Here is a 25,188-nt window from a genome sequence, read left to right on the forward strand (position 1 = left end):
TCGCAGACTACGCGAACTCTGTGGCTTTGATAAGTTCCAGCAAAAATAAGTACCGAGCGGCAAGTTGTTTTCGTTTTTTCTTCACAAAATAGAGCGGTTCACTGACTAAATGTTCAGTGGGCCAGACATTAACTTTATCTTTGTAGCCTGAATACTCAATGGCAACTTTGGGTAATACAGTGACACCAATACCCATAGAAACAGGCTGTAATATCTGACTATGTTGGTTAATGTAGGTGACTTTATTGAAATCTTGCCACTCTGCTTGAGTGAGTTCTTTGAGTCGGCTGTCTTCGATGTATTTTTGTAAGTAGTATTGCGCATCAGGATGGTCGACTACGCCAAGCTGGTTGATCGCTTCTGACGCCGAAAATTTAGCTACCGCGTCTCTACTACCAATGAGACATAGCTCTAGTTGTCCTATGTACTCTGCTGAAAGTTCAGGGTTCTGAATCGAAGCCGTGACCATGCCAGAATCTATAATGCCATTACTAATACTTTCTATGATCCGACGGTTTGGTGCAGCTTCAACATTGACCTTCAACCCCGGATATCGTTGCTGCAGATCCAGCAAACTTGGGTAGAGTGCGGTAATGATAGCGCCCGAAGCTGAAAAGCTAAGGCTACCTGACTCAGGGTCATCATATCTTAGACGCTCTAGTAACATGTTTTCCCGACTGGCTAGCTCAAGGGCGTATTCATACATTAAACGTCCTTGCTCCGTGAGCTCAAAACTCTTGCCTTCCCGAGTAAGCAACTCAACATTAAGGCTAGCTTCGAGCTTTTTAATATGTTGGCTGACACCAGGTTGTGTCATGAAGAGCTTTTCAGCGGTTTGGGTAAAGTGCCCGATCTCTACTAGAGTTTTAAAAGTATTGAGCCAAGTCGTATTTATCATGACGGTTTCGTAGATAACAAATAATTATAGTTTTTAGGTTATATGATAACTATCGGCTGATCCACAATGAAATACTCAAGCGTTATCATCTAGAGGACATCGACTTATGAGTTCAGCAAACACAAACCACACCTACCCACGCTGTTTTAGCCACATTGGAATATCGGTGCCTGATCTGGAGGCTGCCGTCAAGTTTTATACCGAGGTATTAGGTTGGTATCTTATTATGCCGCCGACTGATGTTACTGAAGACGACTCTGCTATCGGTGTAATGTGTACAGACGTTTTTGGGGAAGGGTGGGACCACTTTCGAATTGCTCATCTGTCCACCGGTGACAGAATCGGGGTAGAGCTATTTCAGTTCAAAGATCAGCGAAATCCAGAAGACAACTTTGAATATTGGAAAACCGGCATTTTTCATTTTTGCGTACAAGATCCAGATGTTGAAGGGTTAGCTGACAAAATTGTCGCGGCAGGTGGTAAACGACGAATGAAGGAGCCACGTTACTACTATCCGGGAGAGAAACCGTATCGAATGATCTATATGGAAGACCCGTTTGGTAATATTCTAGAGATCTACTCACATAGTTATGAGCTTCATTACTCAAGTGGTGCTTATAACGGCTAGCGAAAGGAAGCAGGTCCCATAGACCTGCTTATCTTCATTTTACTTTTCTACAGGTAGATCAACACGTTGACCCCATTCAGTCCATGAACCGTCATAGACAGATAAATTATGATAACCACAGACATAAGCGCCAAGAGCGAGAATACAAGCCGTTACGCCGGAACCACAGCTAAACACCATATGCTCTCGTTTACTTGCTGAGATAGCTGAATACAAAGGAGCAAGATCTTCTAACGGTTTGAGGGTGCCATCGTTGATGAGTTCAGCAAAAGGAAGACAAACAGAATTTGGAATATGGCCGCTTCTGACACCTTCTCTTGGTTCTTTCACTTCGCCTTTAAAGCGTGCTAAAGAGCGAGCATCGACGATATGAGCGTTTTGCTTTTCGGAATACGTAAGAACTTGTTCTGCTGATAGGAAGTAATGCTGATCTAGTGACAGAGAAGGGGAGGTGGGCGCTCCAATCGAATAATCTTCATCGCAATCGTAACCAGCTGTTTTCCAAGCAGGTAAGCCTCCGGAGAGCACATAAACCTCACTTAATCCCATTGCTTTAAGCATCCACCACGCACGAGGTGAAGCATAAGTACCGGAATTATCATAAACAACTATCGTACTTTTTTCAGTAAGGCTCAGTTTCGAAGCTAGTTCATTGAAACGAGCTTCAGTTGGCATCATATGAGGAAGAGAACTGTCTGGGTCGCAAAAGACGTTGTCATAATCAAAGCGCTGAGCGCCAGGAATTACTCCACTTTTGTCCTTTTCAGGCTCTAGCGGAATTTGAAATTCGATACTGGCATCAAGAACAATAATGTCGTTGTTAGCATCTAGCTGTTGCTTTAGCCATTGAGGAGAAACAATAGGTTGTGTCATCAATGATTTCCTTATCTGTTGAGGCAATGCTGAAGGCGATAGGTCTTGGTATTAGAAACTGAGCTCTGCTGTGAGCTTAGTGTGACTTCTGAACCTACGGGGCATAATGTTGCTTTATCTGTGGCGACACGGCTGTTACTACCGTCTCTATGTTCCACGATGAGGTAGTAACGATTGCCGTCTAAAGATTGTGTGAGAACATGGCTTATTACTTTGGCTTGTTCTGTTTTTTCTGTATTTGAATCTGAAGATAGGAGAAGCAACAAGAATCCAACACCCACAGCGAGAATAGCAAATGCGATGGTTAGTTGTTTCATTAGTACTTCTCCATAGACTACTCTCTATTCACCACAAACTTTGCAGGCCTTGGATTTAGGCAACCCCATGTCTCGCCAGCTTAATGATAAACCATCAAATATTAATAGCTTACCTATTTTAGGCTGCCCATAGTTAGCGAGGACTTTTATCGCCTCTAGTGCCTGCGTAGCACCAATGATGCCAACGACAGGTGACATGACGCCAGCTTCAACACAGCTCAGCGTTGTATCTCCAAACAGTGCGCTTAAACAAGCATAGCAAGGTAAACTGTCGTCTTGATATGTAAAGACGGAGACTTGACCTTCCATTCTAATCGCTGCCCCACAGACCAGCGGCTTTTTGTGTTTAAAGCAAAGGCGATTGAGTTGGTTACGAGTATCTACATTATCAGTGGCATCAAGAACAAGGTCGTGCTCTTTAATTTGTGCTTCGAGAGCAGCATCGTCCAAGCGATGATTAATGGTTTTAATCATCACATTAGGGTTTATCTTGCTTAACGCAGTTCGGGCTGACTCAACTTTATCGACACCAATAGAGTCATCGTTGTGTAATACTTGTCGTTGCAAGTTTGATAGCTCCACCGTATCGTCATCGACTAAGGTGAGTGAACCAATACCCGCTGCGGCAAGATACTGACTAGAGGCACAACCTAAACCACCGGCTCCAATAATCAAAATTGAAGATTGTTTGAGTGCTTCTTGTCCATCAAAATCGAAGTTCTTCAATATAATTTGACGGTTATAGCGAAGCATCTCTTCATCAGACAGTATGTCCACAATAGCCTCGTTAGAATAAAGTTGGGTTGAACAACTGGATTTGAACCGTTTCTCCCACATCAATTGACGTGCGGTCGCGCTCAAGCACCACAAAGCAGTTTGCTAAGCTCATCGATCTAAAGGCTCCTGAGCTTTGGTTTCCGGTTGTTTCGACTACAAACTGGCCATCTTCAATCGTATAGATACCGCGTTGATAATCGGTTCTTCCAGGAGCTTTTTTGAAAGCGCTGCGTGTGATGGCAGGAATAGACTCCGGCTCTTTCCATTCTGAGTGACCGGAAAGCTTAGCGATGAGAGGTTGTACTAGGACATACATAGTTAATACTGCAGAAACAGGGTTTCCTGGTAATCCGCAGAACCAAGCGTTGTCCAGCTCACCAAAAGCGAAAGGCTTACCGGGCTTGATAGCAAGTTTCCAGAAGCCAATTTGACCTAATTCTTCAAGAATATCTTTAGTATAGTCAGCTTCACCAACGCTTACGCCACCCGAGGTAATAACAACGTCGGCTTGTTGTTGCGCCTGCTCGAATGTGGCTTTCAGTGTTTCTGGGCAATCAGGAATGATACCTAAATCAATAGCCTCACAACCGAAGTTCTCAATAAGCGGTTTGATTCCGTAACGGTTGCTATCGTAAATCTGTCCATCTTCTAGCTCAGTACCAAGCGGGCGCAATTCATCTCCTGTAGAAAAGAAAGCAACAACTGGTTTACGGAAGACACTGATGTGGCTAATTCCTAACGTAGCTATCATAGGAATATCGCGTGCGGTTAAACGAGCCCCTTTTTTTAATACGACATCGTTCACTCGAATATCATCACCAGTAGGACGAATGTTCATGTTTGTCTTCGGAGAACACTGGTTGAACGTAATGTTATCTCCGTCTACCGTGGTGTTTTCTTGCATAATAACGGCATCACAACCCTCTGGGATTTTCGCACCAGTCATAATTCTAACCGTTGTCATTGCAGGCCAGTCACCCTCATAAGGTGCGCCGGCAAATGACTTACCAACCATTGATAGAGTGGTACTTTGCTCTAAGTCACGGAGACGAATGGCGTAGCCATCCATTGCGGAGTTATCAAAGGGAGGCACGTTAATAGGAGAAAGAATGTCTTCTGCTAATACATACCCAAGCGCGTCAGGTAACGGCAGTGTGAGAGTGTCAGTAACAGGAGTAATTGGTGTGAGCATTTTATCCAATGCTTCTTCTATAGGCATTAAGCCTGGTGCGTCGCAGCAACCCATAAGATAAGCCGTCCTAATTGATTCAGTGGAACTATTTAATTCAATAAAGTCTTCGGAATGTAACACATTTTGTCTGAAGAGAGGCTTACTCCTATGGATAAAATAGCCAAAAACATGCTTCAAATCATAATGCATACAAAGCAATACAGAATTTGTGGGTGTAATTGATGAAAATTCCGAGTATCCTTGTGCCCCCTTACGGGTGTTAGTGCGAGGAAGTAAGATGTCAGGATTAAGTGAATCAGCAAAATTGGTGAAAGCCGCGTTGTCAAAGCGAGGGCTAGAAACACCGATGCTGCCAAATGAAGTCAGCCGTGAAGAAAAGAAAGAGCGTATTGAACATCATATGCGTGAAATTCTTACGTTGTTACAGCTTGATCTACAAGACGATAGTTTGATGGAGACGCCGCATCGCATTGCCAAGATGTATGTGGATGAAATTTTCTCTGGCTTGGACTATGAGAACTTCCCTAAAATCACCGTCATCGAAAACAAGATGGACGTTAGTGAGATGGTTCGTGTTAAAGACATCACGGTAACGAGCACTTGTGAACACCACCTTGTTACCATTGACGGTAAAGCGGCAGTCGCCTATATCCCTCGAGGTAAAATCATCGGTTTGTCTAAAATTAACCGTATCGTCAGGTTCTTCGCACAGCGTCCACAAGTTCAAGAACGCATGACGCAACAAATTCTGGTTGCTCTACAAGCATTGCTTGAAACCGACGATGTCGCAGTAACAATTGACGCAGTACATTACTGTGTGAAGTCTCGCGGTGTCATGGATGCTACCAGCGAAACGACGACTACAGCATTGGGTGGCATCTTTAAATCCAAACCAGCGACTCGACATGAGTTTTTGCATGGACTGCGATAGTTCTTTCTGGAAGACGCATCACATATTCGTTTGCAACGCCCTCTGATTACGAGGGCGTTGTTGTTTTACAAAGCTTTCTTACCGATCAAGCCAATGTTATGCTTAACCAATAGTAATGAGTTTTAAATCTGGATTGATTGCACAGATGGAAAGGATAAAGAGAACCTACGAGTATGCTGCGCCAAATATTACACTTGTCGCATGGATGGGGATTTTGGGCTTTCCACTTTATTACGTCATTTGGAAGTATGTATTTCCTCAGCCTTATGAAAGTGAGCTTTTAAGAACTATTGGCGCAATCATGTTAATAGGGTTTATCTTATTACGTGCTTTTTCAGAAAAAACTAAGCGAATCCTCCCATACTATTACCTAGTAGTCATTGGCTTTACTTTACCATTCTTCTTTTGCTACATGATGTTGATGAATAACTGGACGACAGTTTGGGTTATGTCGTTTATGTCATCTATATTTCTTCATATATTGCTTATTTATGATACAAGAATCATGGTCGCTCAGGCGGTAATATCTGTTGTATCTGCTGTTATACTTGCTTACATTATGGGTGGGCAAGGGATCTATATGGAACAGAGCCTTACTTATTTGCCCATATTTGCGTTTACCTATATTTTCGGCAGTTTGTTCTTCTTTCGTAACCAAAACGAGCATGAATCGAAATTCGCGATTGCTAAGTCATTCGGTGCTGGTATCGCTCATGAAATGAGAAACCCTCTTAGCGCTATGTATTCTTCGTTAGAGGTAATGCGAGCGATTATTCCTAATAAGAGTGCTATTTTTCGTAACTCTCACCAATTGAACACCGAAGAGCTTCAACGTTTGAATGAAATCATAGATGATTCCATGAAAACGATCATGAATGGCAATGAGACCATTGACTTACTACTGACTTCTATCGATCAAAGTCGAGTATCTACATCGACTTTCTGCCGTAATAATGGCAAAGAAGTAATTGAAAATGCAATCAGAACGTTTGCATATAAAACAGCACTGGACAATAAAGCTGTCTCGGTCAATATCCCGAACAGTTTCGACTATTTTGGCAGTGATACTTTATTGAAGTATGTGTTGTTTAACTTACTCAAAAACTCGTTTCGCCACCGGGGCGCAGGGAAGTTCACCATAACAATTGACTCTCAAACCCAAGACGATTGCAATATCATTATTTTTAGAGATACCGGCAAGGGGATTGAAGAGCAACTACTTCCGTATATTTTTGAAGACTTTTACACTACCGGTAAATCTGGGTCCTATGGTCTAGGGTTGGCCTTCTGTAAAAAGGTTATGAGGTCGTTTGGCGGTAAGATTGTATGTCAATCCGAGTTTGGTGCATGGACAGAGTTTAAATTAATATTTCCTAAGTATGAGTCGGCTGAAGTGGCACAGATTAAGAGTGAACTGATTAAAGATAAGTCAGTGTTGTTTATTGGTGAGTCATCTAGCATGTTGGACTTGGTTAAGAGTGCTCAATATCACCGAGAATTCAAGCTGACAGTTGAAGACATAAAAGCGGCAAGTTATCGCGAAGAATATAGTTTCGAGTATAGCCTTATTATTATCGACGGTAATCTATCGAGAGAAGGGTGGATCTACCTTTCGAGTCTAGAGGCTAAGCTTGAGTTTACTGAGGCAAGAATTGTTCTCGTTCACTCCGCAAATGACCAGAGAAATCTATACTTCAAGCGCTATCTTAATGTCGAACTAATGGATTATGACGAGTTTACCTCTGATATTAGAGACACGTTAGATAAGTTGTTTTTTAGAGAAGTGGAAGAGCTTGCGACGGTTCGTCCATACAACACAATATCTTCTACAAAAACAGTTCTCTTAGTCGATGACAATCACTCATTGCGAACAATTACTAGCATAATGTTGGAAAAAGAAGGTTTGGTCGTGCTTCAGGCTAGCAATGGTGCTGACGCACTAGTTATGCTTGATGAAGAAAACGTAGATTTAGTTATTATGGATATAGAGATGCCGATTCTAGATGGCATTTCCACTGCGGATAAGATAAGAAAATCGACAGCAAAGTACAACACAGTGCCTATCATTGCTTTTACTGGTGATGCGAATCCAACAACTCGTGAAAAAATCAAGCAATCTGGAATGGATGACTTACTCATTAAACCGACACCGAAAGACGAGCTAGTTGATAAAGTGGCGTCTTGGATATAGATGAGGGAGCTCAGATCTAAATGTTGAGCTCCACATCCGATTTACTACCTATAAGAAATAGAATTCTTTGTTTTCCGTTGCTTCTTTACATGCTTGTACTACTCGATCTAAATCCTCGAGAGTATGCTCTGAAGTGACTGAAAATCTGATGATATTTTTTCCTTTTGGCGTTGCCGGTGTACAAAAGATTGAACCAAAAACGCCTTTGCTCTCTAAGAAATCCCGAACAATTTCAGTGTTTTCAGCGTCACCTGTTTCCAAAGCGATGATCTGAGATTCACTACGAATAGATAGTCCTAAGTTTCTTAGCTGATTTCTTAAATAGTCACTATTTGAGAACAACGAGCGTCTTGCACTGTCGGCGCTCTTGATAACGTCGACAGTGGCACTTAACCGTTCAGTTTCATACGGTAGTAGCATGGAACTGAATATTGCAGGGAATGCCACAAATGGAAGACAATGTGCGGTCTTTTTGTTGGATAAAATTGCGCCTGCACGATATGCAAATGTTTTTGCTAAGCTCACAGTAATATAATCGACATGCTCAGTTAAACCCAATTCAGCAACTAAACCAGCACCTTTAGGACCGTGAGTTCCAAGTGAATGAGATTCATCCACGACCAATGCGCAGTCATACTCATAAGCCATTGATACCAGGTCTACAAGCGGTGCTATAGTTCCCAACGTACTGTAGATAGAATCAACTAGAATTATGCCTGGGCCATTCTTTTGAATCTGTCGCTTTAAGTGCCTGATATTGTTGTGCATAAATGGATGAACCATAGCGCCAGCAATTCTTGCACCCTCCCATAATGAAGCATGAGCGAAGAAATCAACATACACATTAGTGTCTTTCGTGCAGATAGCCTGTAGTAAGCTCAGGTTTGCGGTATAACCTGATTGTGATACCACACACTCTTCAAATCCTGTTAGTTTAGCGAGTTTTTTTTCAAAAGCAGAACTGTCTTCCGCCTCAGCAGTATAAACACCAGACATCAACATACTTTCCGTATTGGCTCGTATAGCGTCTATGTGCTTCTCCTTAATATAGGCGTTGTTATTCAGACATAGATAGTCATTTGTTTGGTAACTAGTATCACTTGCCGTAGGTCTTTTCCCAGAGACTAGATGCTTTTTACTTTTGGTTGAATGGATATTTTCAGCGATATAAATATCGTGTTGCTGTTCAATAAATTTAGGCAACGTTTTTGTTATTTTCTCTAAGTGCATAGCTAGGTTCTCTCGACATTTAAAATGGGTTGTCGGCCGACAGAACGAAATATTGCCCAATATGCAAAAATAGTCACTAGTGACTATTTTATTTTTTGGAGTTACTAGCAATCTTCACTATACTACATAGCGATATATTCATCTTGCTTATACCCATTGGGGATCTGTGCGAGGTTTTTTATACTCTTTTTAGTTGTTATTGATATATGTATCACATTTTTTCATTGTCGTGACATTAACTCCGGCCAATACATTTTGATAAAACCAAAACTCACCCAGATAACCGCCAAAGTTGCTACAGATAACTCCAAAAAGCCGAAGTTGTGAAGCCAATGCCAATGCGGGTACTCGCCCTCGAAGAAATCCGTTAACCTGTACATCGCGATAGAACTGATGACTGAAGGAAAGGTAATCGCAGCGATAGATGGTTGAAATTTCAGTTTTAATAATCTGAAGTAACACAAATAGATAAGTAATGTCATCGTGATGGCGATACCAGCTAGCGCACCCGTCAGTATAGGATCAGGTTCAGGGAAATTGACTAAGTATGCTGATAATGTGAGGTTGATCGGCGCTGCCATGATAGCGATAGTAGGCCTGGCACGTTTGCGAAGCATACCTTCAAACACCAGTCGATATAGAACCAGTGGTAGCATAAAGAAATATATTGCGATGCATACACTAGCAATGGTTTCAGAATATACCGTATGTCCAAATTGAGTTCCTGCTAATGAACTACTAATTAGTCCAACAGGATAAAGAAACCAGCTTGGAACTATATTGGCTATTTTAAAATTCTTAATTTGATAGAAAAAGAATAATATCGCCATGAGTATATGCAACATCAACGCAGCAAACCAAAGAGGATAGGCGATGAGCGGTCTAATAACGGCTAAGTAATCACACAGGATTAATAACGCCATACTCATTGGAGCCATTAAGCTGCCTGTTAATGGGTGCTTTATATCAGCAGAAAATATATGGCGATTGAGCAGATATTTTAACAGTACGGGAATTAACAGTAGGGCCCCGATAGTGGCTAAGATTGGCTGAATAGTCTTACCAAGTTCTGGTACATACATCGCCCAAGCGTGGCCGAGGCCGATTATTCCTAAAGCCAATGAGGCTTGAGAGGTGGGGACACTGTGAAACTGTGTCAGTCGTTTTAGGGCAGCAAGACTTGTTGTCACGAGGAGAGCTCTCTTTAATATCCTTATTATTATCTGCTAGCTCTTCTGGGAGAACTAGCAGTCTAGCCGTCTAATTATACACAGTTTGGATAGAAAATGCGCTCAGTTTTCCTTTCGTGGTAGATCTTCTTGTCGTAGTTTTTCGTTTTTGATGGTTCGGTGGAGTAGTTGGCTATAAATAGGTTGTCCCCCCATTGCTTGAGCAATTACTGTTGCGCCCAACGCAGTGATGATAAGTGGTAAGATCAAGTGGTAGTTATTGGTCATTTCAATGACCAGTAAAATTCCAGTAATCGGTGCACGTACCGTTGCAGAGAAGAGTGCACCCATCCCTGCGATTGCAAAGACAGCGGGTTCTATTGGTAATTCAGGAAATAGTGCTTTCGCTGTTAATCCGAAGGCATAACCGAAGGACGTTCCCAGTGCCAGCATAGGTGCAAAAATACCGCCAGGCGCACCAGAGCCAAAGCAAATAAGGGTAGTAAGTACTCTACCGATAAACAGCAATACCAAGATGGAAGCGCTAAAACTGCCATTTGTAATATCAGGAATAATACCGATACCGCCACCAGTTAATTCTGGTACATAGAGAAGGAGTAGTCCGAAACATCCACCAATAATAGAGCCAGTAAACAGGAAACGCTTAAGGTCGTTTTTATGAATGCGTACAAACAGATCCTGAAACACAGTAACAAGTTTATTGAAAGCAACGCCAAATACACCGAAAAGTGCACCTAAAACTAGAAACAGCCACAACACATTGAGCTCTGGTGAGCCATATTGTGGAATGGAGATGACGGCGCTTTGGCCATTAATATAGCGAAAAACCAAAGTCGCGGTTACTGCTGAGATAAGTACGGCTTTAATAGAAATAAGAGAGTAGCGAAAATGTGGACGCATCTCTTCGACAACAAACATGATACCGGCAAGAGGGGCGTTAAAAGCAGCTGCGAGACCGCCTGCAGCACCGGACGCAAGTAAGGTATGGCGACTGTCATCGTTTTTTACTCGGAAGAGATCTGTCACCATCCGAGCTAAGTTGCCGCCCATTTGTACCGTTGGGCCTTCTCGACCTAGTACCATACCTGAACCGAGAGCTCCTAAGCCACCAAAGAACTTAACGGGTAACACGCGCCACCAACGAACTGGTCGCATATTATCCATCGCACCCTCAATTTCAGGAATACCTGATCCAGCGGCCTCTGGTGCAAATTTATGGACCAAAAAATATCCAATGAAGGCGAGTAATGCACTAATTAGAAAAGCTGATAACCACAGAGGAAGGACTGAACCGATTTCGTCGCGAAGCCACTCTGTGCGGGTCTCAGTTACGAAGTGAACACCAAGCTCAAACAATGTGCCTACTAAACCTGCAAGTACACCCACAACACAAGACAGCAAAAGCACTGAGATAGGGGTCGTGTCTCTCGAGAGAAATTGATTAATCGTTCCGCGTGGCACATGGGCAAGTAACGACTGTTTGATTCTTTCTCTCTTTGTCATTGTATTTAAAGACCTTGGTTCTTCGGATTGGCGGGAATGTATAAGTAAAATTATACGACTTAGAACAATTGGCAACAGTGGTAAAGATGAAAAGTAGTATTCCAAATTTAATGTTGCCTAGTGTTGCAGCATTTTGTGATTCACCTCAATGTTCTCTACTTGCAATAATCCAGATATGTACCATATTTAAAGCGTAGGGATTGTATTCGACGAGCATGGAGGATTTGAAAACCCTACGTACAATTTGGATGTGCAACAAACACATACTACTGCCCCGTAAATTATCTCAGCCGCGTTAACAAGGTTCAGAGATTCGCAAACTCACGATTGAGTAACGGGGGATCAAGGCGCGCGCAAAGTGCGCCTTTTGTCTTTTGGTCTTTTATACTCATCCCTAAACCTATTCAATATAGAACCTACGAGTCACTTAGGTATATACTCATACCAAAGCAATATTCAGAGAGTTCATCATGTCAAATCAAGTGCCTACCAACATCATCACTGGTTTTCTTGGTGTGGGTAAAACCACCACAATACTTAATCTACTTAAATCAAAACCCGAGAATGAGAACTGGGCGGTACTCGTTAATGAGTTTGGAGAAGTCGGTATTGATGGTGCAATGATGGCTGAGGGTGGTGCACTTATTAAAGAAGTCCCGGGAGGCTGCATGTGTTGCACTGCAGGTGTTCCGATGTCGGTAGGTATCAACGTCCTGTTAAGACAAAAGCCGGATCGTTTGATAATCGAACCAACAGGATTGGGGCATCCCAAACAGGTCATTAAGACGTTAACATCAGAGCAGTACACTGATTATATTGATTTAAAAGCGACGATTGCGTTGGTGGACCCGCGTAATTTATCCGATGATAGGCATTTATCTAATGCTAACTTTAATGATCAACTTAGTGTCGCTGAGGTTGTGATCGGTAATAAAGTGGATCAATGCACCGCTGAAGATGTCGATGTGTTCAATGATTGGGTTACGGATCAAACGCCTGCCAAGATTTTCCACAAACTGGTAAAAAACGGCGTGCTTCCGATAGAGGTATTGGATATAGAGCGACGAATTCAAGAAACGGAATCTTCTGCCCACTCTCACGACTTTCACGACCATAGCGATCTTGAACCAGTATTCGAGTTATCTCCTGAAAAACCATTTATTCGTCGCGAGAATCAGGGACAAGGCTACTTTAGTTGTGGTTGGATTGTTGGTGCGGAACATACATTCGATTTTGACCAGTTATTCTCAATGTTCAGTGATTTGAATGCAGAGCGCATTAAGGCGGTAGTAAACACAGATAAAGGTTGTTACGCCTTTAACGTTGCTAATCGTGTTGTTTCTGTCAATCAAATGTCGTTAGAAGGCTATGAATCAAGAATCGAAGTCATCGATAGTGAACTTCTACCATGGGAGCAATTGGAGACAGTACTCCTTCGCTTGTGTGGCTTACGTTAGGGTATGGACTCAAATGAACTTCTAAAGACGGCTTCGACCCGACAAATCATTGATGTGCAGTGGCTTCGGTCTCTTGACGAGGCAGCTAAGCGCTATGGTCTCGATATTGCTGCGTATCGCGGCGGCATCAAGGATTGGCACGAGCAAATGGAGAGGCCAAAGGTCTCCCTTGATGCGTTGGAGGAAGCGATTGCACTAGTGGAAGCACATCCTGCCGCGTTTGATATTGTGATAGATGCTGGTACCAGTATTACGGCAAATCATCTCGGTGTGCTTGGGGCGTTTCTATATAGCGCTCCCAGCGTTGATGTCATGTTGAAGTTCTTCGAAGCATTTTCGTTAGTGTTTTGTCCTGCTGTAAAGTTGGTGTTTATTCATCGCCTTAATGAGAAGTCTGAACTTTGGATGCTCAGACACGACAACGATAAAGGTATGCCGACCTTTTCCAACCTTGGTTTTAGCTATTACTGTATCGCGTTAATTACTTTTATTCGATCGACACAAAAAGAAGCGTGCACCGTAGAGTTTTTCTTTGAACGAGATCCTCTAGATGACGACGTCATAGAGTCATTAGAACAACGATTTAATTGCCGAATTTTCTATGGGCATAAGATTCGACGTATTACCTTACCAAGCTGGTTTGTTAATAAACCATGCACCTACGCCAACTCTGAGCTTAACGCGACATTAGTGGCACCGATGCATTACAGTGCCGAAAGCACTATGGATTCGAGTTTAGCTGAGCAGGTGTTTTCCGTTTTTAAGCAGTATGAGGTCACAGATATAACGATTGACTCTGTGTCTCGGCATTTTCATATGAGTAGTAGAACACTAACAAGAAAACTCAGTGCGCAGTCTTTGTCGTTTCGAACTTTGCTAGACCGTTACAAATTAGAACGAGCGATTTCGTTGTCTGCCAACCCGAGTACAAACCTCACTCAAATTGCCTTAGAAGTCGGTTTTAAAGATCTAAGCTCCTTCTCGAGAGCTTTCAAGCGTTGGACAGGCGAGTCGCCAAAATCGCTATTGAATAGTCGATAAACTATCTTTTTGCTGTCTTAATAAACCGATCGGGTTTTATCTTTTTCGAACACCTTGCACCTATAACTCAGTAGTCTATTGTTATTATTGAAATAACAATAACTTGCACGTGTTAGAAGGGAAGCTAAATGGGTGTGATGGTAAGAGTTTTATTAGCACTAGTTAGTGTCGGTTTCACATCGTCGGCAGTTAGCTCTGAACTTGAAGGGGCTTCCTTTGTTGGCAGTGATGCTTGTATTGAATGTCATGCTAAGGAAGCCGAGTCATGGACGGGCTCTGACCATGAGCGAGCCATGGATCACGCGACATCGGAGAGTGTTCTAGCCGATTTCAATAATGTTCAGTTTACGTATCAAGGGAAAACGAATCGCTTCTATAAGAAAGACGATGAATTCTGGGTCAATATTCAAGGACCTGACGGTGAGTTCCACGACTATCAAGTTCTTTATACTTTCGGTCATTACCCACTTCAACAATATATGGTCCAGTTTGATGATGGTCGCGTACAACTGATACCTTTTACATGGGATTCGAGAGCCAAGGAGTCTGGCGGGCAAAGGTGGTACCACCTCTATCCTGATACGACGCCAAACGATGAGTTTTATTGGACCAACTCTGGTCAAAATTGGAACTTCATGTGTGCAGATTGCCACTCTACAAATTTACTCAAAGGTTACGATAAAGCCACCAATCAATATGAAACCACTTGGTCTGAGATTAACGTCGGTTGTGAAGCCTGTCATGGTCCTGCTAGCGTTCATATAGAGCTTGCAAAGCGAGGCAGCGAGGGGGGCTTTAAGACTGTTGACCACTACGGTTTCAATCGTGATTTATCTCAAGCGGTGACAAGCTGGGTATTCAAACAAGGGAAATCGACGTTACAACCTAGTGATATTGAATCGACCCAACAGGTAAACGTATGTGCTCAGTGTCATAGTCGACGTGTTCAACTCACAGAAGACTACGATCATGTACAAGGCGAGATTTTGGACCGTTACTTGGTTTCAAACCTTACTCAAGAACTTTATCACGCCGATGGTCAAATCTACGATGAAGTATATGTGCTTGGTTCATTCGAACAATCGAAAATGGCTCAGATGGGCGTCACGTGTACCAATTGTCATGACCCACATACAGCTAAGCTTAAAATCCCGGAAGAAAGTGTTTGCTTACAATGTCACATCGCGTCTGAATATAGCTCGGAAAATCATACATTCCATCAAAAAGGTAGTGAAGCAGACAAGTGTACGACTTGTCACATGCCAGAAACTACTTATATGGAAGTCGACCCAAGAAGAGACCACAGTTGGCACGTTCCTCGTCCAGACCTCACACAGCATATCAAAACGCCCAATGTCTGTACGACATGCCATGAAAGTGAGTCACCTGAGTGGGCTAGTAAAGCGCTTGCGGTATGGTTCCCTGAATCTAAATACCAAAACAGCCAGCATTATGGAATTGCCTTCTATGCAAGTGCCATAGGGCACCGCGCTGCAGCGGATGCCTTATCGTACATTGCGCAAGATAACTCTGAAGCTTCAATCGTAAGAGCATCAGCGTTGCAACGTTTAGCCAATTATCCTGGCCAAAATAGTTTGATAGCGCTTGGGCGTGCTGTAAAAAACAGCGATGCTATGGTACGGGTCGGGGCGATCCAAGGCAGTGAGCCTTATCCTTCACACCAACGCTGGCAAATTATCTCGCCGTTATTGACTGATTCAGTGCTAGCTGTTCGAACTGAAGCCGCTGGTGCATTAGCGCGTTATTGGCAGGAGCTAAATCCTCTTCAAAAAGATCAACTAAAGCCTGCGTTAAAAGAATATATAGCAGTACAAGAATTTAACTCTGACAGAGGTTTTGGTCGCACCAACCTAGGTAACGTTTACGCCGCTCAAGGTAAGACAAAGCTGGCCATTGCAGAGTACGAAGGTGCCATTCTTGTTGAACCATACTTTGCCAATAGTTATATCAATCTGGCCGACCTTTATCGTGCTCAGGGTCAAGAGGCATTAACCGAGCAGACTCTACAGTTGGGCATCAAAAATCAGCCAAACTCAGCGGCAATTCGTTACAGCGCCGCGCTTTCCAAACTAAGACAGGGTGAAAAACTGGCAGCATCTGACTTATTAAAACAAGCGGTAGACCTAGAAAAAGACAATGCTCAGTACTGGTACGTTTATGGTTTATCGATGGAGTCTATTAATCTTGGGCAGGCAATCTCCGCTCTGAACCAAGCGTTCAAGCTCAGTCGAAATCCAGAACAGTTATACGCACAATGTGACATGCTGTTGAAATACCAAAAGCCTGAATCGAAGGCTTGTTTGCAGCAACTGTCGCAATTCGCACCTAAGGAAGTAATAGAGCAACTACAATCACGTTATTAAAGTGCGATGAGCATTATCAATATAACTAAAAGTTATGACCGCTAACGATAGTATGAAGGGTATGTGTTATCGCCTAAATTAAGTGTAGCTGGAAGGGTAAACGAATGAATCAAGCACAAACAGAGCTTAACCGCCTAATATCTGAAGTTGGTGAGTCAGTGATCGGACAACAGCATGTGGTCACTGCACTGGTGGTTGGGCTTATTACCAATGGTCATATTCTTCTAGAAGGCTTGCCAGGTACGGCCAAAACGCGCTCTATCAAAGCGTTAGCGGATCGTCTACATACAAGTTTTGGTCGTATTCAGTTTACCCCTGATTTGTTGCCTTCCGACGTGACAGGCACCGAAATCTATCAAGATGTGGATGGAAAACCTCAGCTACATTTCCAATCCGGACCTATCTTCAACAGCATCGTGTTGGCGGATGAGATCAATCGAGCTCCTGCTAAGGTTCAAGCCGCCTTGTTGGAAGCAATGGCAGAAGGCACGGTCACCGTAGGTGGTGAAAGCCACTCTCTCCCAGAACTCTTTATGGTGTTAGCGACACAAAACCCTATCGAGCAAGAAGGGACTTATCCATTACCAGAAGCGCAAATGGATCGCTTTATCATGAAAGTGACGGTGGATTATCCAGAAGACGAAGCCGAGAAAGACATCATTCGCCTTGTTCGTGATGAAGAGCTGGGAGCGCGTTCGAACACAACAAACAGCAATAGCTCCGAATCTTCCATCTCACCGGAGTCGGTGTTTCTTGCTCGTGAAGAAATGGCAAAGATAGAAGTATCTGACATCGTTGAAAACTACATTGTCGGGTTAGTGATGGCTACGAGGCAGCCACACCGTTACCCAGATTCCTCGTTACAAGATTGGATTTTAGTGGGTGCTTCGCCTCGTGCGTCTATCGCTCTGGATAAATGCAGTCGAGCCTATGCGTGGTTACAAGGCCGCTCTCATGTAGAGCCAGATGATGTGCGTGCCGTGGCTCATATGGTTCTGGGTCATCGGGTAGCGCTGTCATACAACGCGCTCGCAGAGCAAATCACTCAGAAGGATGTCGTCGACCGTCTATTGGATGTTGTGGCTATTGGCTAACCGCAGAGGTAGATAATATGGCTCACAATACCGAGGCGTCACTCGATACTCGCATTTATACTCCATACGCCCGATTGGTGAAACTGCAATCGCAAGTTCAAGCTTTCTCACTATTGCCACACTTGATGGCGCAGTCGGCAATGTCTGGCAGACACAGTTCTCCGTTTCGCGGTCGTGGTCTTAACTTCGAAGAATTGCGACATTATCAGCTTGGTGATGACATTCGTAATCTCGATTGGAAGGTCACGATGCGTACTGGTAAACCACATGTCAGAACCTATACCGAAGAGAAAGATCGTAACTTTATTCTGTGTATTGACCAGCGAAGCGGGATGTATTTTTCGTCAGTCGATACGATGAAATCGGTTGTTGCAGCTGAAGTTGGCGCACTGGCTGCTTGGCGAATCATAAAAGACAACGACCGTGTGGGTTTTATCATTAATCATAGTGACCACATCGAATACATAAAACCACAGCGCTCGCAAAATCATCTGCTACATGGACTTAAGCGCTTGTGTCACGCAAATCAATCCCTTGGTTTACACAGTGAAGACAGTGACAACGTAGGCTTTACGGCGACCATATCTATGCTTGGTAATCTGGGGTTAAAAAACGCCACCGTAGTTTTCATATCGGATTGGTCAGATGCTACAGAGCATGATATTGACCGACTGAAATACCTACAACAGCACAATGACATCCTCAGCGTAATCATCTCGGACCCACTAGAACGTCGACTACCTGATGAGATTCTTGATGCGTCAACGTTAGTATTTGGCGATGGTAAGTATCAGTTAAGTGTGACAGAGAAACATAAACTCAATACCGCCAATGCTGGTTTGGCAGCGCAATCTCAAAGCAAACTGGAAAGCTTACGCCAGCTTATGTCGATAAAAAAATTACCTGTGATTGAACTGACGACCGATGGTGACCACATTGCCAGGTTTAAACGAGCTGTAGGAGGGTTTAGCTCATGACTCAACCTGCACCTAGCTCTTACATTTTGCGTAACATGCTCGAAGTTCCTAATCCTGATTCTGTTAGTTGGTTGCCACAAACCATTGGATGGCAACTTATCGGATTACTCATCGTTCTACTCATTGGCGTTAAACTTTTTCGCGGCTATTGTCGCCATTCTATGCTTCGTTACCGAAGAGAAGCACTCGCTATTCTGCAAAGCAACAAGACATCACCACAACGCGACCAGATGTGTTACGACGTACTAAAAAGTGTCACGCAGTACCTTAAAATCTCTCAATCTCAACAATATGGAACAGCATGGATAGAGCAATTGAACCGCTATGTCAGCCCTGATGCTCAATTTAATGTTGAGTTGGGTGGAAAATGGTTACGCACTTTACTGAGTTCAAAAGTGACACTAGACGCTTCGGAATCAGAACATATTTATCAACAAGTACATAGGTGGATTGAACATCACCCCGTACCTAATTGGCTTAAACAGTATTGGCAGGCAAAACAAGTGATTGCTCGCAGTCTCAGTAGAATTGGTATTCAAGGAGGTCAGCGATGAGTTGGTCTACCTTAACATTGACGTATCCGCTGTGGCTTTTGCTTCTGCCGCTGCCAGTGGTTGTCTATCGATTTGTACCTGCATACAAGACCAAACAAAGTGCCATCAAAGTCCCTTTCTTTAATAAGTTGCTGGATATTTTGGGTGAGCAGCCAGAACTTGGTGCCAGCCAATTGCAACCGTCTTGGTGGCAACGTGGAATACTGATCGTTTCATGGTGCTTATTGGTTATTGCAATGACCAAACCTACGGTATTGGGCGAGCCACAAACGAGAGAGAAGCTTGGTCGAGATGTGATGGTCGCAGTTGATTTATCGGGCTCTATGTCTGAGATGGACTTCTCTTCGTCAGATGGTCAAGCGGTCTCAAGGCTTGATGCTGTCAAAAGTGTCCTGCATGAATTCGTTGCAACGCGAGAAGGTGACCGACTTGGTCTGATACTGTTTGGTGATGCGGCTTATCTTCAAACGCCTTTCACCGCGGATCACGATGTCTGGCTTGCGTTACTTGATCAGACTGAAGTGGCGATGGCAGGGCAGAGCACGCATCTAGGTGATGCGATAGGTCTCGCGATTAAGGTATTTGAACAATCTGAATCGTCAAAAGACAAAGAGAAAGTAGTCGTGGTACTGACCGATGGTAATGACACTGGCAGTTTTGTAGAACCTAAAGATGCCGCTATTGTCGCGGCGGCAAAAGGTGTGCGTATTCACGTGATTGCGATGGGCGATCCCGCCACCATCGGTGAGCAGGCGCTGGATATGGCAACGATCGATAATATTGCTAGCCAATCAGGTGGTCAGGCATTTCAGGCCCTAGACCAAGAAGCACTTCAACAAGCGTACCAAACGATTGGTGAGTTAGAGCCGAAGTTGTACGAAAGTACTCAATACCGACCTAAACAAACCGTGCACCAGTATTTATTGATGGTAGTAGTCATCCTGTATTTGATCGCCTTTTCAACCGCAACGCTACGGCGTCGGTATAGTCGACCTCGCGAACTTAACGAGACCAATCAAACGGGGAGAAACATCTAATGAACTCCCTAGTCGTCGAGCAAATTATTTCTCAGTTCCATTTTATGCGTCCCTATTGGTTGCTTGCTTTTGTACCATTAGCCTTGCTGTTGCTACTTCGTTGGCGCAGAGAATCATCTGCTGCTTGGAAAACCATAATTCCTGAGCATCTGCAAAAGGCGTTGGTTATTGGCGAGCAAGGGTGGAAAAGCCAGCTGCCACTTAAACTCCTTAGTGCGATTCTTAGCTTAGCTATTATTGTTTGCGCAGGGCCGACTTGGCAGCGTGAGGCCTCACCATTTGGTGAGGATCAAGGCGAATTGGTGATAGTACTCGATACCAGCCAATCGATGATGCAAAGTGATTTACCGCCTTCTCGACTCGAGCGTGCCAAGTACAAAATTCGCGACTTACTGCAAGCTCGTCAAGGTGGAAAAACATCGCTTATTGTCTTTGCTGGCAGCGCTCACACCGCGATGCCAATGACAGAAGATAATCAGGTGTTCTTGCCGTTCTTAAACGCTATTTCACCAGAAGTGATTCCTGTTCAGGGTAAGAGTGCCCAAGCCGCTATCCCTCAAATACAGTCACAGCTTAAAGGCAGTTCATCGGGTTCAGTGCTCATTATTTCAGATGGCGTAGCATCAGAGGCGATTGAACAGTATAAGAAGGCGTTTGAAGACTCAAACGTGCTCGTCATGGTGATGGCGGTAGGCAGTGAACGCAACCAATCAAGCGCAGCAACAGATTGGGACAGCCTGAAGCAGCTTGCCAATGACACTGGTGGAAGGTACTACGCGTTGAGTATCGACAACACTGATGTTGAACAAATTGCTACTGATGTTGAAAGGCACATGCAAATCTCTGGAGAGTCAGCTATGCCTTGGCGTGATATGGGCTACTATCTGGTCTTTCCGATTATGCTGCTGGCCTTGCTTTGGTTCAGAAAGGGTTGGTTGGTGCAATGGATGTTCATCGCAACCTTATTAAGTCCAAATATTTTGGTCTCAGAAGCACACGCGGAAACGGTGTCGTCGGTGGCAATAACCGAGACAACGGCACAATCTGTGTCACAAGTGGATCAACTCTGGATCTCATCGAAACAAGCGTGGATGAATCTTTGGCTGACACCCGAGCAACAAGGTCAGTGGTATTTTGAGCGTGGAGAGTTTCTAAAAGCGGCAAAGCACTATCAAGAGCCCATGAATAAAGGCATTGCCTATTACTACGGGCGCGATTTTAAGTCAGCACAAGCGCAGTTTTTGCAAGTTCAGAATAACGAACTAGGTACCCTATATTTAGGCAATGCATTAGCACGACAACGAGAATACTTGGCAGCAAGAAACCTCTATCGCGCGCTTGCTAAGGACACACAATCTGCGGATATTGCAGAAAAAGCGACCCATAACTACCAGGTGATGCAATCGCTTGTTGACGAAATAAACCGATTCAGTGAAAGCCAAAAAGGGACCACAGATGGCCCAGAAGAATCTATAGAGCTTGGTGATAATCCTCAAACGGCAGATGGCGCTGATGAAACGACGACATCGGAAATGATGCTAAAAGAGACGCTCAATGCACGGGAAATTCTAGGAAGTGAAGAACTGGCTGATAAATGGCTAAGCCGAGTGGAAGCCGATCCTAAAAACTTCTTACGCAATAAATTCCAGATTCAACTGCGTGACACTCAGAGAGGCCAAACTCAATGATTCTTCGACTTTGCTATGTAAAACGATTGAGCTTGCTGCTTGTTAGCACTTTCTTACTGGTGTTCTCTGTACAATCTAATGCGGCTATGTCCATCAACGAACTTGAACGTGTAGGAGGCGTAGAAATCAAGTCTTGGCTCAGTACAGGAGCAACCGCGTCTGAACCTGCTGCCATTAGAGAACAGGTGATATTGTACATTGAGATATCGACACCTCGTTGGTTTACAGGTGGTACTCGCATTTCGGCTTTTGGTATGCCCGATCTTATTGTCAAACAGCGCAATCAGCTTGCGACCAATTATACTGAGAGAAAAAATGGCCAAACATGGTCACGTCAGCGTTGGGAGATTACGCTTTACCCTCAGCAAAGTGGTGAATATCGTTTACCTAAAGTTCCAGTTAGAGTTCAAGTGTCAGCATCTGATGGGACTAACGTGCAAGGCACACTCTATACCAAACCGATGTCGCTTTTTACTCAACTTCCAGATGCTTCCTTCACTCCAAACAAGCCTTGGTTTGTTGCCAGTAACGTCAAGGTTTCGGAAGATTGGCAGCAGTCATCTGAGAAGTTGGAAGCAGGAGATAGCCTGACAAGAAAAGTAACCATTACGGCTGATGACACGTTATCCATACTATTGCCTCCACTAGACAGTGAACAATCCATCGTTGGCACGAAATCTTATCCCAAACCAAGTGCGTTGACAGATAGTCAGACTCGCGGAAACTATCAATCGACCCGAACCGATGAGACTGTTTATATACTGACAACAGGTGGTGAGGTCACGTTTCCAAAGCAGACGATTCGTTGGTGGGATAGCGAGTCACAATCTGTCAAAGAAGTAACACTAGAAACTAAAAAAATAACCGTTGCTCACACTTGGCGATCTTTATTGAATACCTATTGGTCGCAGATAGCTATACTGATAAGTGCCTCTATTGTATTGATAGGATTGACGATCTTTGTAAATCGCTATTATAAGTTTCACCCTAAACCGCCTTGGTGGCTGTTCCAACAAGCCGTAAGAAAACAAGATTGGCCTAAGGTAAGAACGTTACTTTATTTAAAAGGTCGAAAGCGTACTGCCACCCTAGAATTAAAGCGAATGCACGACAGTGATAAGTGGCGAGCGGAAAGTGAGTACATTCAGAGGCATACGCCAAACAAAGAAAACAGCTTTTGGCTGTGGCGTCAGTTGAAAAGTAGAAAACAACAACAGCGCGCAAGTGACTTAAAAGGCCTTGATAAATGGGGTTGAGTGCTGCGAGTGAAGTTAAGGTAATAATGAAAAATACTGAGCTAAACCTAATTCCCGTATTCGTTGCAATCTATGAAGAGCAAAGTCTTTCTAGCGCGGCTTCAAGGTTGGGAATTAGTCAGCCTGCCGTTAGCAAGGCTTTAAAGCGATTAAGAGAAATCTATGATGACTCGCTGTTTCATCGAAACGCAAGTGGTGTAGAGCCGACTACGTTTGCCAATGATATCTATCCAGCGCTAGCCACTTCTTTGAAAAACTTTACTTCGACATTAGAAGCTTCTAGAGACTTTAACCCAAAGACATCGACCAAGACATTCTCGATAGCTTCAGTGTCTGCAGCCAATTATGCGATATTGCCAGAGTTATTGGTTCGTATCTCCAAAATTGCACCCAAAGTATCTCTAGAAGTTCATCCTTTGTTTACTGAGGACCATGAGTCTGATTTGCGTTTACAGCGATACGATTTGGTCATTGATAGAACTCGAAGTGAAACTCCAACATTAAAAGTTAGAGAGATTTTCAGAGAAAAGCTGTACGTGGTAGTCGCCAACAATCACCCACGTATAACCGGAGACACGATTACTACCGAGCAATATTTAGCGGAGCAGCATGTGGTGATGTCTCAATGGCAGACACGTAAAAGCTTCTTTAATGAGAAGGACTTCCCTGAATTCGGTAAACGTAAAATTATGTACCGAGCGGCGGGTGAGGTAGATATGTTGCCAGCGATTAGCCAAACTGACGCAATAGGTATTATTACCCACTCAACATTCAACAAGTTTGCTGTTGGTCTAGATGTTAAGGCATTGATGATGCCATTTGGCGCATCAGATTATGGACTAAGCATGGTTTGGCACCCGAGTCGCAACTCGGATGCGGCGCATCAATGGTTAAGACAACAGATTATTAAGATTGCCTCTCAAGTTAATTAATTTAGGTCATTGCTTGTACATATGCTGATAGTCAGGAATATGGGCTTCCCAGCGAGCTGGCTCTCCAATGTAGCTCTTCAACTGATTAATGAACTCGGAAACCAGTAAGGTTTGTTTGCGATGTGGATAAATAGCGTAAATCCCTGTGTCCTGAGTAGATAGGGTATAGTCGGTGAGTAATGGTACTAACCCTAATTCATCAATGGGTTTTTCCAAATTAAATAGGTCAATAACGCAATAACCAATTCCATTCTGCGTTGCAGACATCATGGTTCGAACGTCATTGACTTTATAGTTACCCTGCATTTTATAGCTAGTCATTTCTTGGCAACTCGGTGTTCTACTCATTTTAAAACTATCAAGACATACATCGCCGTTATTATAGATGACGGCGGGCAGGGTAATGAGCTCTTCCGGTGTTTGTGGTGTTCCATGTTGCTTAAGGAACTCTTTAGAGGCAACGATGGCAAAGTTAGTCTTAGCCAGCTTTTTAGCAATTAAGTTCGAATCCGTTAACTTACCCATCCGAATAGCCAGATCAAAGTGATCAGCAATGATATCGGTTTTTCTGTCGTCTAAATGCAAAGTTACTTGAACGTTTGGGTACGTTCTCATAAAGCAACTAATAACGGGCTGAACATATTGCTGTCCTAAGAACACCGCGGAGACAATCCGTATGACTCCTTTTGGCTCAGATTGGTAAGAATCCGCAATTCCCTTTATGTTATCCAATGATTCTAACAACACATGAGTTTCAGCAAGAATGTCTTCCCCTGCAGAGGTAAGAAAAAACGAACGAGTAGAGCGATTGAGCAACTGCACGCCCAATGTCTCCTCGAGCTTTTTTATCTGCTTAGAAAGCGAGGAGTTATCCATATTATTGAGCGTCGCAGCTTTGGCGAATGAACCTTGCTGGACGACATCCACGAAGAGCCGAAGCTGATGAGTAATAGACATTTTGACCAATTATTTTCGGGGGAAACGTCTTCATACTAGTGGACTCGCTTCCTGATTGGAAGGTGTGCCATAAGGTTTGAA

The 25,188-nt window shown here is 43.6% G+C and carries 22 protein-coding genes; 13 read left to right on the plus strand and 9 right to left on the minus strand.

The annotated features are described in order from the left end of the window. Nucleotides 1-7: 7 nt before the first annotated feature. Complete coding sequence (locus JKJ11_RS17460; RefSeq protein ID WP_240205190.1) at nucleotides 8-898, minus strand: LysR family transcriptional regulator; 891 nt, start codon at nucleotides 896-898, stop codon at nucleotides 8-10. Between the two features lie 106 nt (nucleotides 899-1,004). On the opposite strand from JKJ11_RS17460, the gene JKJ11_RS17465 reads away from it, so the two are divergent. Continuing rightward, nucleotides 1,005-1,526 (plus strand): lactoylglutathione lyase family protein, encoded by a 522-nt coding sequence (locus tag JKJ11_RS17465; protein WP_124941900.1) that lies wholly within the window; start codon nucleotides 1,005-1,007, stop codon nucleotides 1,524-1,526. A gap of 39 nt (nucleotides 1,527-1,565) precedes the next feature. Here the strand turns inward: JKJ11_RS17465 and JKJ11_RS17470 are convergent, their stop codons facing one another. Genes JKJ11_RS17470 through moeA form a run of 4 tightly spaced genes read right to left on the minus strand, consistent with a single transcriptional unit; the run spans nucleotide 1,566 to nucleotide 4,739 of the window. Beyond that, entirely contained in the window at nucleotides 1,566-2,399 is an 834-nt protein-coding gene (locus JKJ11_RS17470; protein WP_006070545.1) for a sulfurtransferase, read from the minus strand. Nucleotides 2,400-2,410: 11 nt separating this feature from the next. After that, the gene (locus JKJ11_RS17475) at nucleotides 2,411-2,716 is read right to left on the minus strand and encodes a hypothetical protein (RefSeq protein ID WP_006070544.1); all 306 of its coding nucleotides are present in this window, start codon (nucleotides 2,714-2,716) and stop codon (nucleotides 2,411-2,413) included. Nucleotides 2,717-2,740: 24 nt separating this feature from the next. Then, nucleotides 2,741-3,493, minus strand: coding sequence for a molybdopterin-synthase adenylyltransferase MoeB (moeB, locus tag JKJ11_RS17480; RefSeq protein ID WP_124941902.1), 753 nt, complete (start codon nucleotides 3,491-3,493; stop codon nucleotides 2,741-2,743). Between the two features lie 10 nt (nucleotides 3,494-3,503). Continuing rightward, nucleotides 3,504-4,739, minus strand: a complete 1,236-nt coding sequence (gene moeA / locus JKJ11_RS17485) for a molybdopterin molybdotransferase MoeA (protein ID WP_006070542.1) — start codon at nucleotides 4,737-4,739, stop codon at nucleotides 3,504-3,506. 223 nt (nucleotides 4,740-4,962) lie between these two features. Between moeA and folE the strand changes: the two genes are divergently transcribed. Together folE and JKJ11_RS17495 are read left to right on the plus strand one after the other, a co-directional pair. Next, on the plus strand, nucleotides 4,963-5,616 hold the full coding sequence (folE, locus tag JKJ11_RS17490) for a GTP cyclohydrolase I FolE (RefSeq protein WP_006070541.1): 654 nt from the start codon (nucleotides 4,963-4,965) through the stop codon (nucleotides 5,614-5,616). Nucleotides 5,617-5,731: 115 nt separating this feature from the next. Further along, on the plus strand, nucleotides 5,732-7,807 hold the full coding sequence (locus tag JKJ11_RS17495; RefSeq protein ID WP_236109609.1) for a hybrid sensor histidine kinase/response regulator: 2,076 nt from the start codon (nucleotides 5,732-5,734) through the stop codon (nucleotides 7,805-7,807). A gap of 48 nt (nucleotides 7,808-7,855) precedes the next feature. Here the strand turns inward: JKJ11_RS17495 and cqsA are convergent, their stop codons facing one another. The 3 genes from cqsA to clcA form a co-directional block, all read right to left on the minus strand. Then, the gene (cqsA, locus tag JKJ11_RS17500) at nucleotides 7,856-9,037 is read right to left on the minus strand and encodes an alpha-hydroxyketone-type quorum-sensing autoinducer synthase (protein ID WP_006070539.1); all 1,182 of its coding nucleotides are present in this window, start codon (nucleotides 9,035-9,037) and stop codon (nucleotides 7,856-7,858) included. Between the two features lie 221 nt (nucleotides 9,038-9,258). Next, the gene (locus JKJ11_RS17505) at nucleotides 9,259-10,227 is read right to left on the minus strand and encodes a TDT family transporter (protein WP_038222071.1); all 969 of its coding nucleotides are present in this window, start codon (nucleotides 10,225-10,227) and stop codon (nucleotides 9,259-9,261) included. A gap of 102 nt (nucleotides 10,228-10,329) precedes the next feature. Further along, entirely contained in the window at nucleotides 10,330-11,730 is a 1,401-nt protein-coding gene (gene clcA / locus JKJ11_RS17510; RefSeq protein WP_006070537.1) for a H(+)/Cl(-) exchange transporter ClcA, read from the minus strand. A 470-nt stretch (nucleotides 11,731-12,200) separates the two neighbouring features. Here clcA and JKJ11_RS17515 point away from each other — a divergent pair, with 470 nt between their 5' ends. The 10 genes from JKJ11_RS17515 to JKJ11_RS17560 all read left to right on the plus strand — a co-directional run bounded on the left by JKJ11_RS17515 (nucleotide 12,201) and on the right by JKJ11_RS17560 (nucleotide 24,150). Next, nucleotides 12,201-13,187 carry a CobW family GTP-binding protein gene (locus JKJ11_RS17515; RefSeq protein WP_006070536.1) on the plus strand — a complete coding sequence of 329 codons (987 nt, stop codon included), beginning with the start codon at nucleotides 12,201-12,203 and terminating at the stop codon, nucleotides 13,185-13,187. Nucleotides 13,188-13,190: 3 nt separating this feature from the next. Beyond that, nucleotides 13,191-14,228, plus strand: a complete 1,038-nt coding sequence (locus tag JKJ11_RS17520; RefSeq protein WP_031494840.1) for a helix-turn-helix transcriptional regulator — start codon at nucleotides 13,191-13,193, stop codon at nucleotides 14,226-14,228. A gap of 128 nt (nucleotides 14,229-14,356) precedes the next feature. After that, nucleotides 14,357-16,612, plus strand: coding sequence for a multiheme c-type cytochrome (locus tag JKJ11_RS17525; protein ID WP_252039629.1), 2,256 nt, complete (start codon nucleotides 14,357-14,359; stop codon nucleotides 16,610-16,612). 104 nt (nucleotides 16,613-16,716) lie between these two features. Next, nucleotides 16,717-17,706, plus strand: coding sequence for an AAA family ATPase (locus JKJ11_RS17530; protein ID WP_252039630.1), 990 nt, complete (start codon nucleotides 16,717-16,719; stop codon nucleotides 17,704-17,706). Between the two features lie 17 nt (nucleotides 17,707-17,723). Beyond that, nucleotides 17,724-18,683, plus strand: a complete 960-nt coding sequence (locus JKJ11_RS17535) for a DUF58 domain-containing protein (RefSeq protein ID WP_124941907.1) — start codon at nucleotides 17,724-17,726, stop codon at nucleotides 18,681-18,683. Beyond that, a complete protein-coding gene (locus JKJ11_RS17540) occupies nucleotides 18,680-19,237 on the plus strand; it encodes a DUF4381 family protein (RefSeq protein WP_252039631.1) in 558 nt (185 codons plus the stop codon). The genes JKJ11_RS17535 and JKJ11_RS17540 overlap by 4 nt, the downstream gene beginning before the upstream one ends. Then, nucleotides 19,234-20,274, plus strand: a complete 1,041-nt coding sequence (locus JKJ11_RS17545) for a vWA domain-containing protein (protein ID WP_252039632.1) — start codon at nucleotides 19,234-19,236, stop codon at nucleotides 20,272-20,274. The genes JKJ11_RS17540 and JKJ11_RS17545 overlap by 4 nt, the downstream gene beginning before the upstream one ends. Then, complete coding sequence (locus JKJ11_RS17550; RefSeq protein ID WP_252039633.1) at nucleotides 20,274-21,962, plus strand: vWA domain-containing protein; 1,689 nt, start codon at nucleotides 20,274-20,276, stop codon at nucleotides 21,960-21,962. Before JKJ11_RS17545 ends, JKJ11_RS17550 begins: the two co-directional genes overlap by 1 nt. After that, a complete protein-coding gene (locus tag JKJ11_RS17555; RefSeq protein WP_252039634.1) occupies nucleotides 21,959-23,218 on the plus strand; it encodes a BatD family protein in 1,260 nt (419 codons plus the stop codon). Before JKJ11_RS17550 ends, JKJ11_RS17555 begins: the two co-directional genes overlap by 4 nt. A gap of 26 nt (nucleotides 23,219-23,244) precedes the next feature. Then, complete coding sequence (locus tag JKJ11_RS17560) at nucleotides 23,245-24,150, plus strand: LysR family transcriptional regulator (RefSeq protein ID WP_038222099.1); 906 nt, start codon at nucleotides 23,245-23,247, stop codon at nucleotides 24,148-24,150. A gap of 6 nt (nucleotides 24,151-24,156) precedes the next feature. On the opposite strand, the gene JKJ11_RS17565 is transcribed toward JKJ11_RS17560, so the two are convergent. Next, nucleotides 24,157-25,107 carry a LysR family transcriptional regulator gene (locus tag JKJ11_RS17565; protein WP_198558775.1) on the minus strand — a complete coding sequence of 317 codons (951 nt, stop codon included), beginning with the start codon at nucleotides 25,105-25,107 and terminating at the stop codon, nucleotides 24,157-24,159. Between the last annotated feature and the right edge of the window lie 81 nt (nucleotides 25,108-25,188).

Source organism: Vibrio sp. SCSIO 43133 (genome assembly GCF_023716845.1).
GTDB classification, from domain to species: Bacteria; Pseudomonadota; Gammaproteobacteria; order Enterobacterales; family Vibrionaceae; genus Vibrio; species Vibrio mediterranei.

What these genes read in the sequence shown, in the direction of transcription:
- JKJ11_RS17460 (WP_240205190.1), bottom strand. Translation starts at nt 898, where the DNA reads ATGATAAATACGACTTGGCTCAATACTTTTAAAACTCTAGTAGAGATC.
- JKJ11_RS17465 (WP_124941900.1), top strand. Translation starts at nt 1,005, where the DNA reads ATGAGTTCAGCAAACACAAACCACACCTACCCACGCTGTTTTAGCCAC.
- JKJ11_RS17470 (WP_006070545.1), bottom strand. Translation starts at nt 2,399, where the DNA reads ATGACACAACCTATTGTTTCTCCTCAATGGCTAAAGCAACAGCTAGAT.
- JKJ11_RS17475 (WP_006070544.1), bottom strand. Translation starts at nt 2,716, where the DNA reads ATGAAACAACTAACCATCGCATTTGCTATTCTCGCTGTGGGTGTTGGA.
- moeA (WP_006070542.1), bottom strand. Translation starts at nt 4,739, where the DNA reads ATGGGTTGCTGCGACGCACCAGGCTTAATGCCTATAGAAGAAGCATTG.
- folE (WP_006070541.1), top strand. Translation starts at nt 4,963, where the DNA reads ATGTCAGGATTAAGTGAATCAGCAAAATTGGTGAAAGCCGCGTTGTCA.
- JKJ11_RS17495 (WP_236109609.1), top strand. Translation starts at nt 5,732, where the DNA reads ATGAGTTTTAAATCTGGATTGATTGCACAGATGGAAAGGATAAAGAGA.
- cqsA (WP_006070539.1), bottom strand. Translation starts at nt 9,037, where the DNA reads ATGCACTTAGAGAAAATAACAAAAACGTTGCCTAAATTTATTGAACAG.
- clcA (WP_006070537.1), bottom strand. Translation starts at nt 11,730, where the DNA reads ATGACAAAGAGAGAAAGAATCAAACAGTCGTTACTTGCCCATGTGCCA.
- JKJ11_RS17515 (WP_006070536.1), top strand. Translation starts at nt 12,201, where the DNA reads ATGTCAAATCAAGTGCCTACCAACATCATCACTGGTTTTCTTGGTGTG.
- JKJ11_RS17520 (WP_031494840.1), top strand. Translation starts at nt 13,191, where the DNA reads ATGGACTCAAATGAACTTCTAAAGACGGCTTCGACCCGACAAATCATT.
- JKJ11_RS17525 (WP_252039629.1), top strand. Translation starts at nt 14,357, where the DNA reads ATGGGTGTGATGGTAAGAGTTTTATTAGCACTAGTTAGTGTCGGTTTC.
- JKJ11_RS17530 (WP_252039630.1), top strand. Translation starts at nt 16,717, where the DNA reads ATGAATCAAGCACAAACAGAGCTTAACCGCCTAATATCTGAAGTTGGT.
- JKJ11_RS17535 (WP_124941907.1), top strand. Translation starts at nt 17,724, where the DNA reads ATGGCTCACAATACCGAGGCGTCACTCGATACTCGCATTTATACTCCA.
- JKJ11_RS17540 (WP_252039631.1), top strand. Translation starts at nt 18,680, where the DNA reads ATGACTCAACCTGCACCTAGCTCTTACATTTTGCGTAACATGCTCGAA.
- JKJ11_RS17545 (WP_252039632.1), top strand. Translation starts at nt 19,234, where the DNA reads ATGAGTTGGTCTACCTTAACATTGACGTATCCGCTGTGGCTTTTGCTT.
- JKJ11_RS17550 (WP_252039633.1), top strand. Translation starts at nt 20,274, where the DNA reads ATGAACTCCCTAGTCGTCGAGCAAATTATTTCTCAGTTCCATTTTATG.
- JKJ11_RS17555 (WP_252039634.1), top strand. Translation starts at nt 21,959, where the DNA reads ATGATTCTTCGACTTTGCTATGTAAAACGATTGAGCTTGCTGCTTGTT.
- JKJ11_RS17560 (WP_038222099.1), top strand. Translation starts at nt 23,245, where the DNA reads ATGAAAAATACTGAGCTAAACCTAATTCCCGTATTCGTTGCAATCTAT.
- JKJ11_RS17565 (WP_198558775.1), bottom strand. Translation starts at nt 25,107, where the DNA reads ATGTCTATTACTCATCAGCTTCGGCTCTTCGTGGATGTCGTCCAGCAA.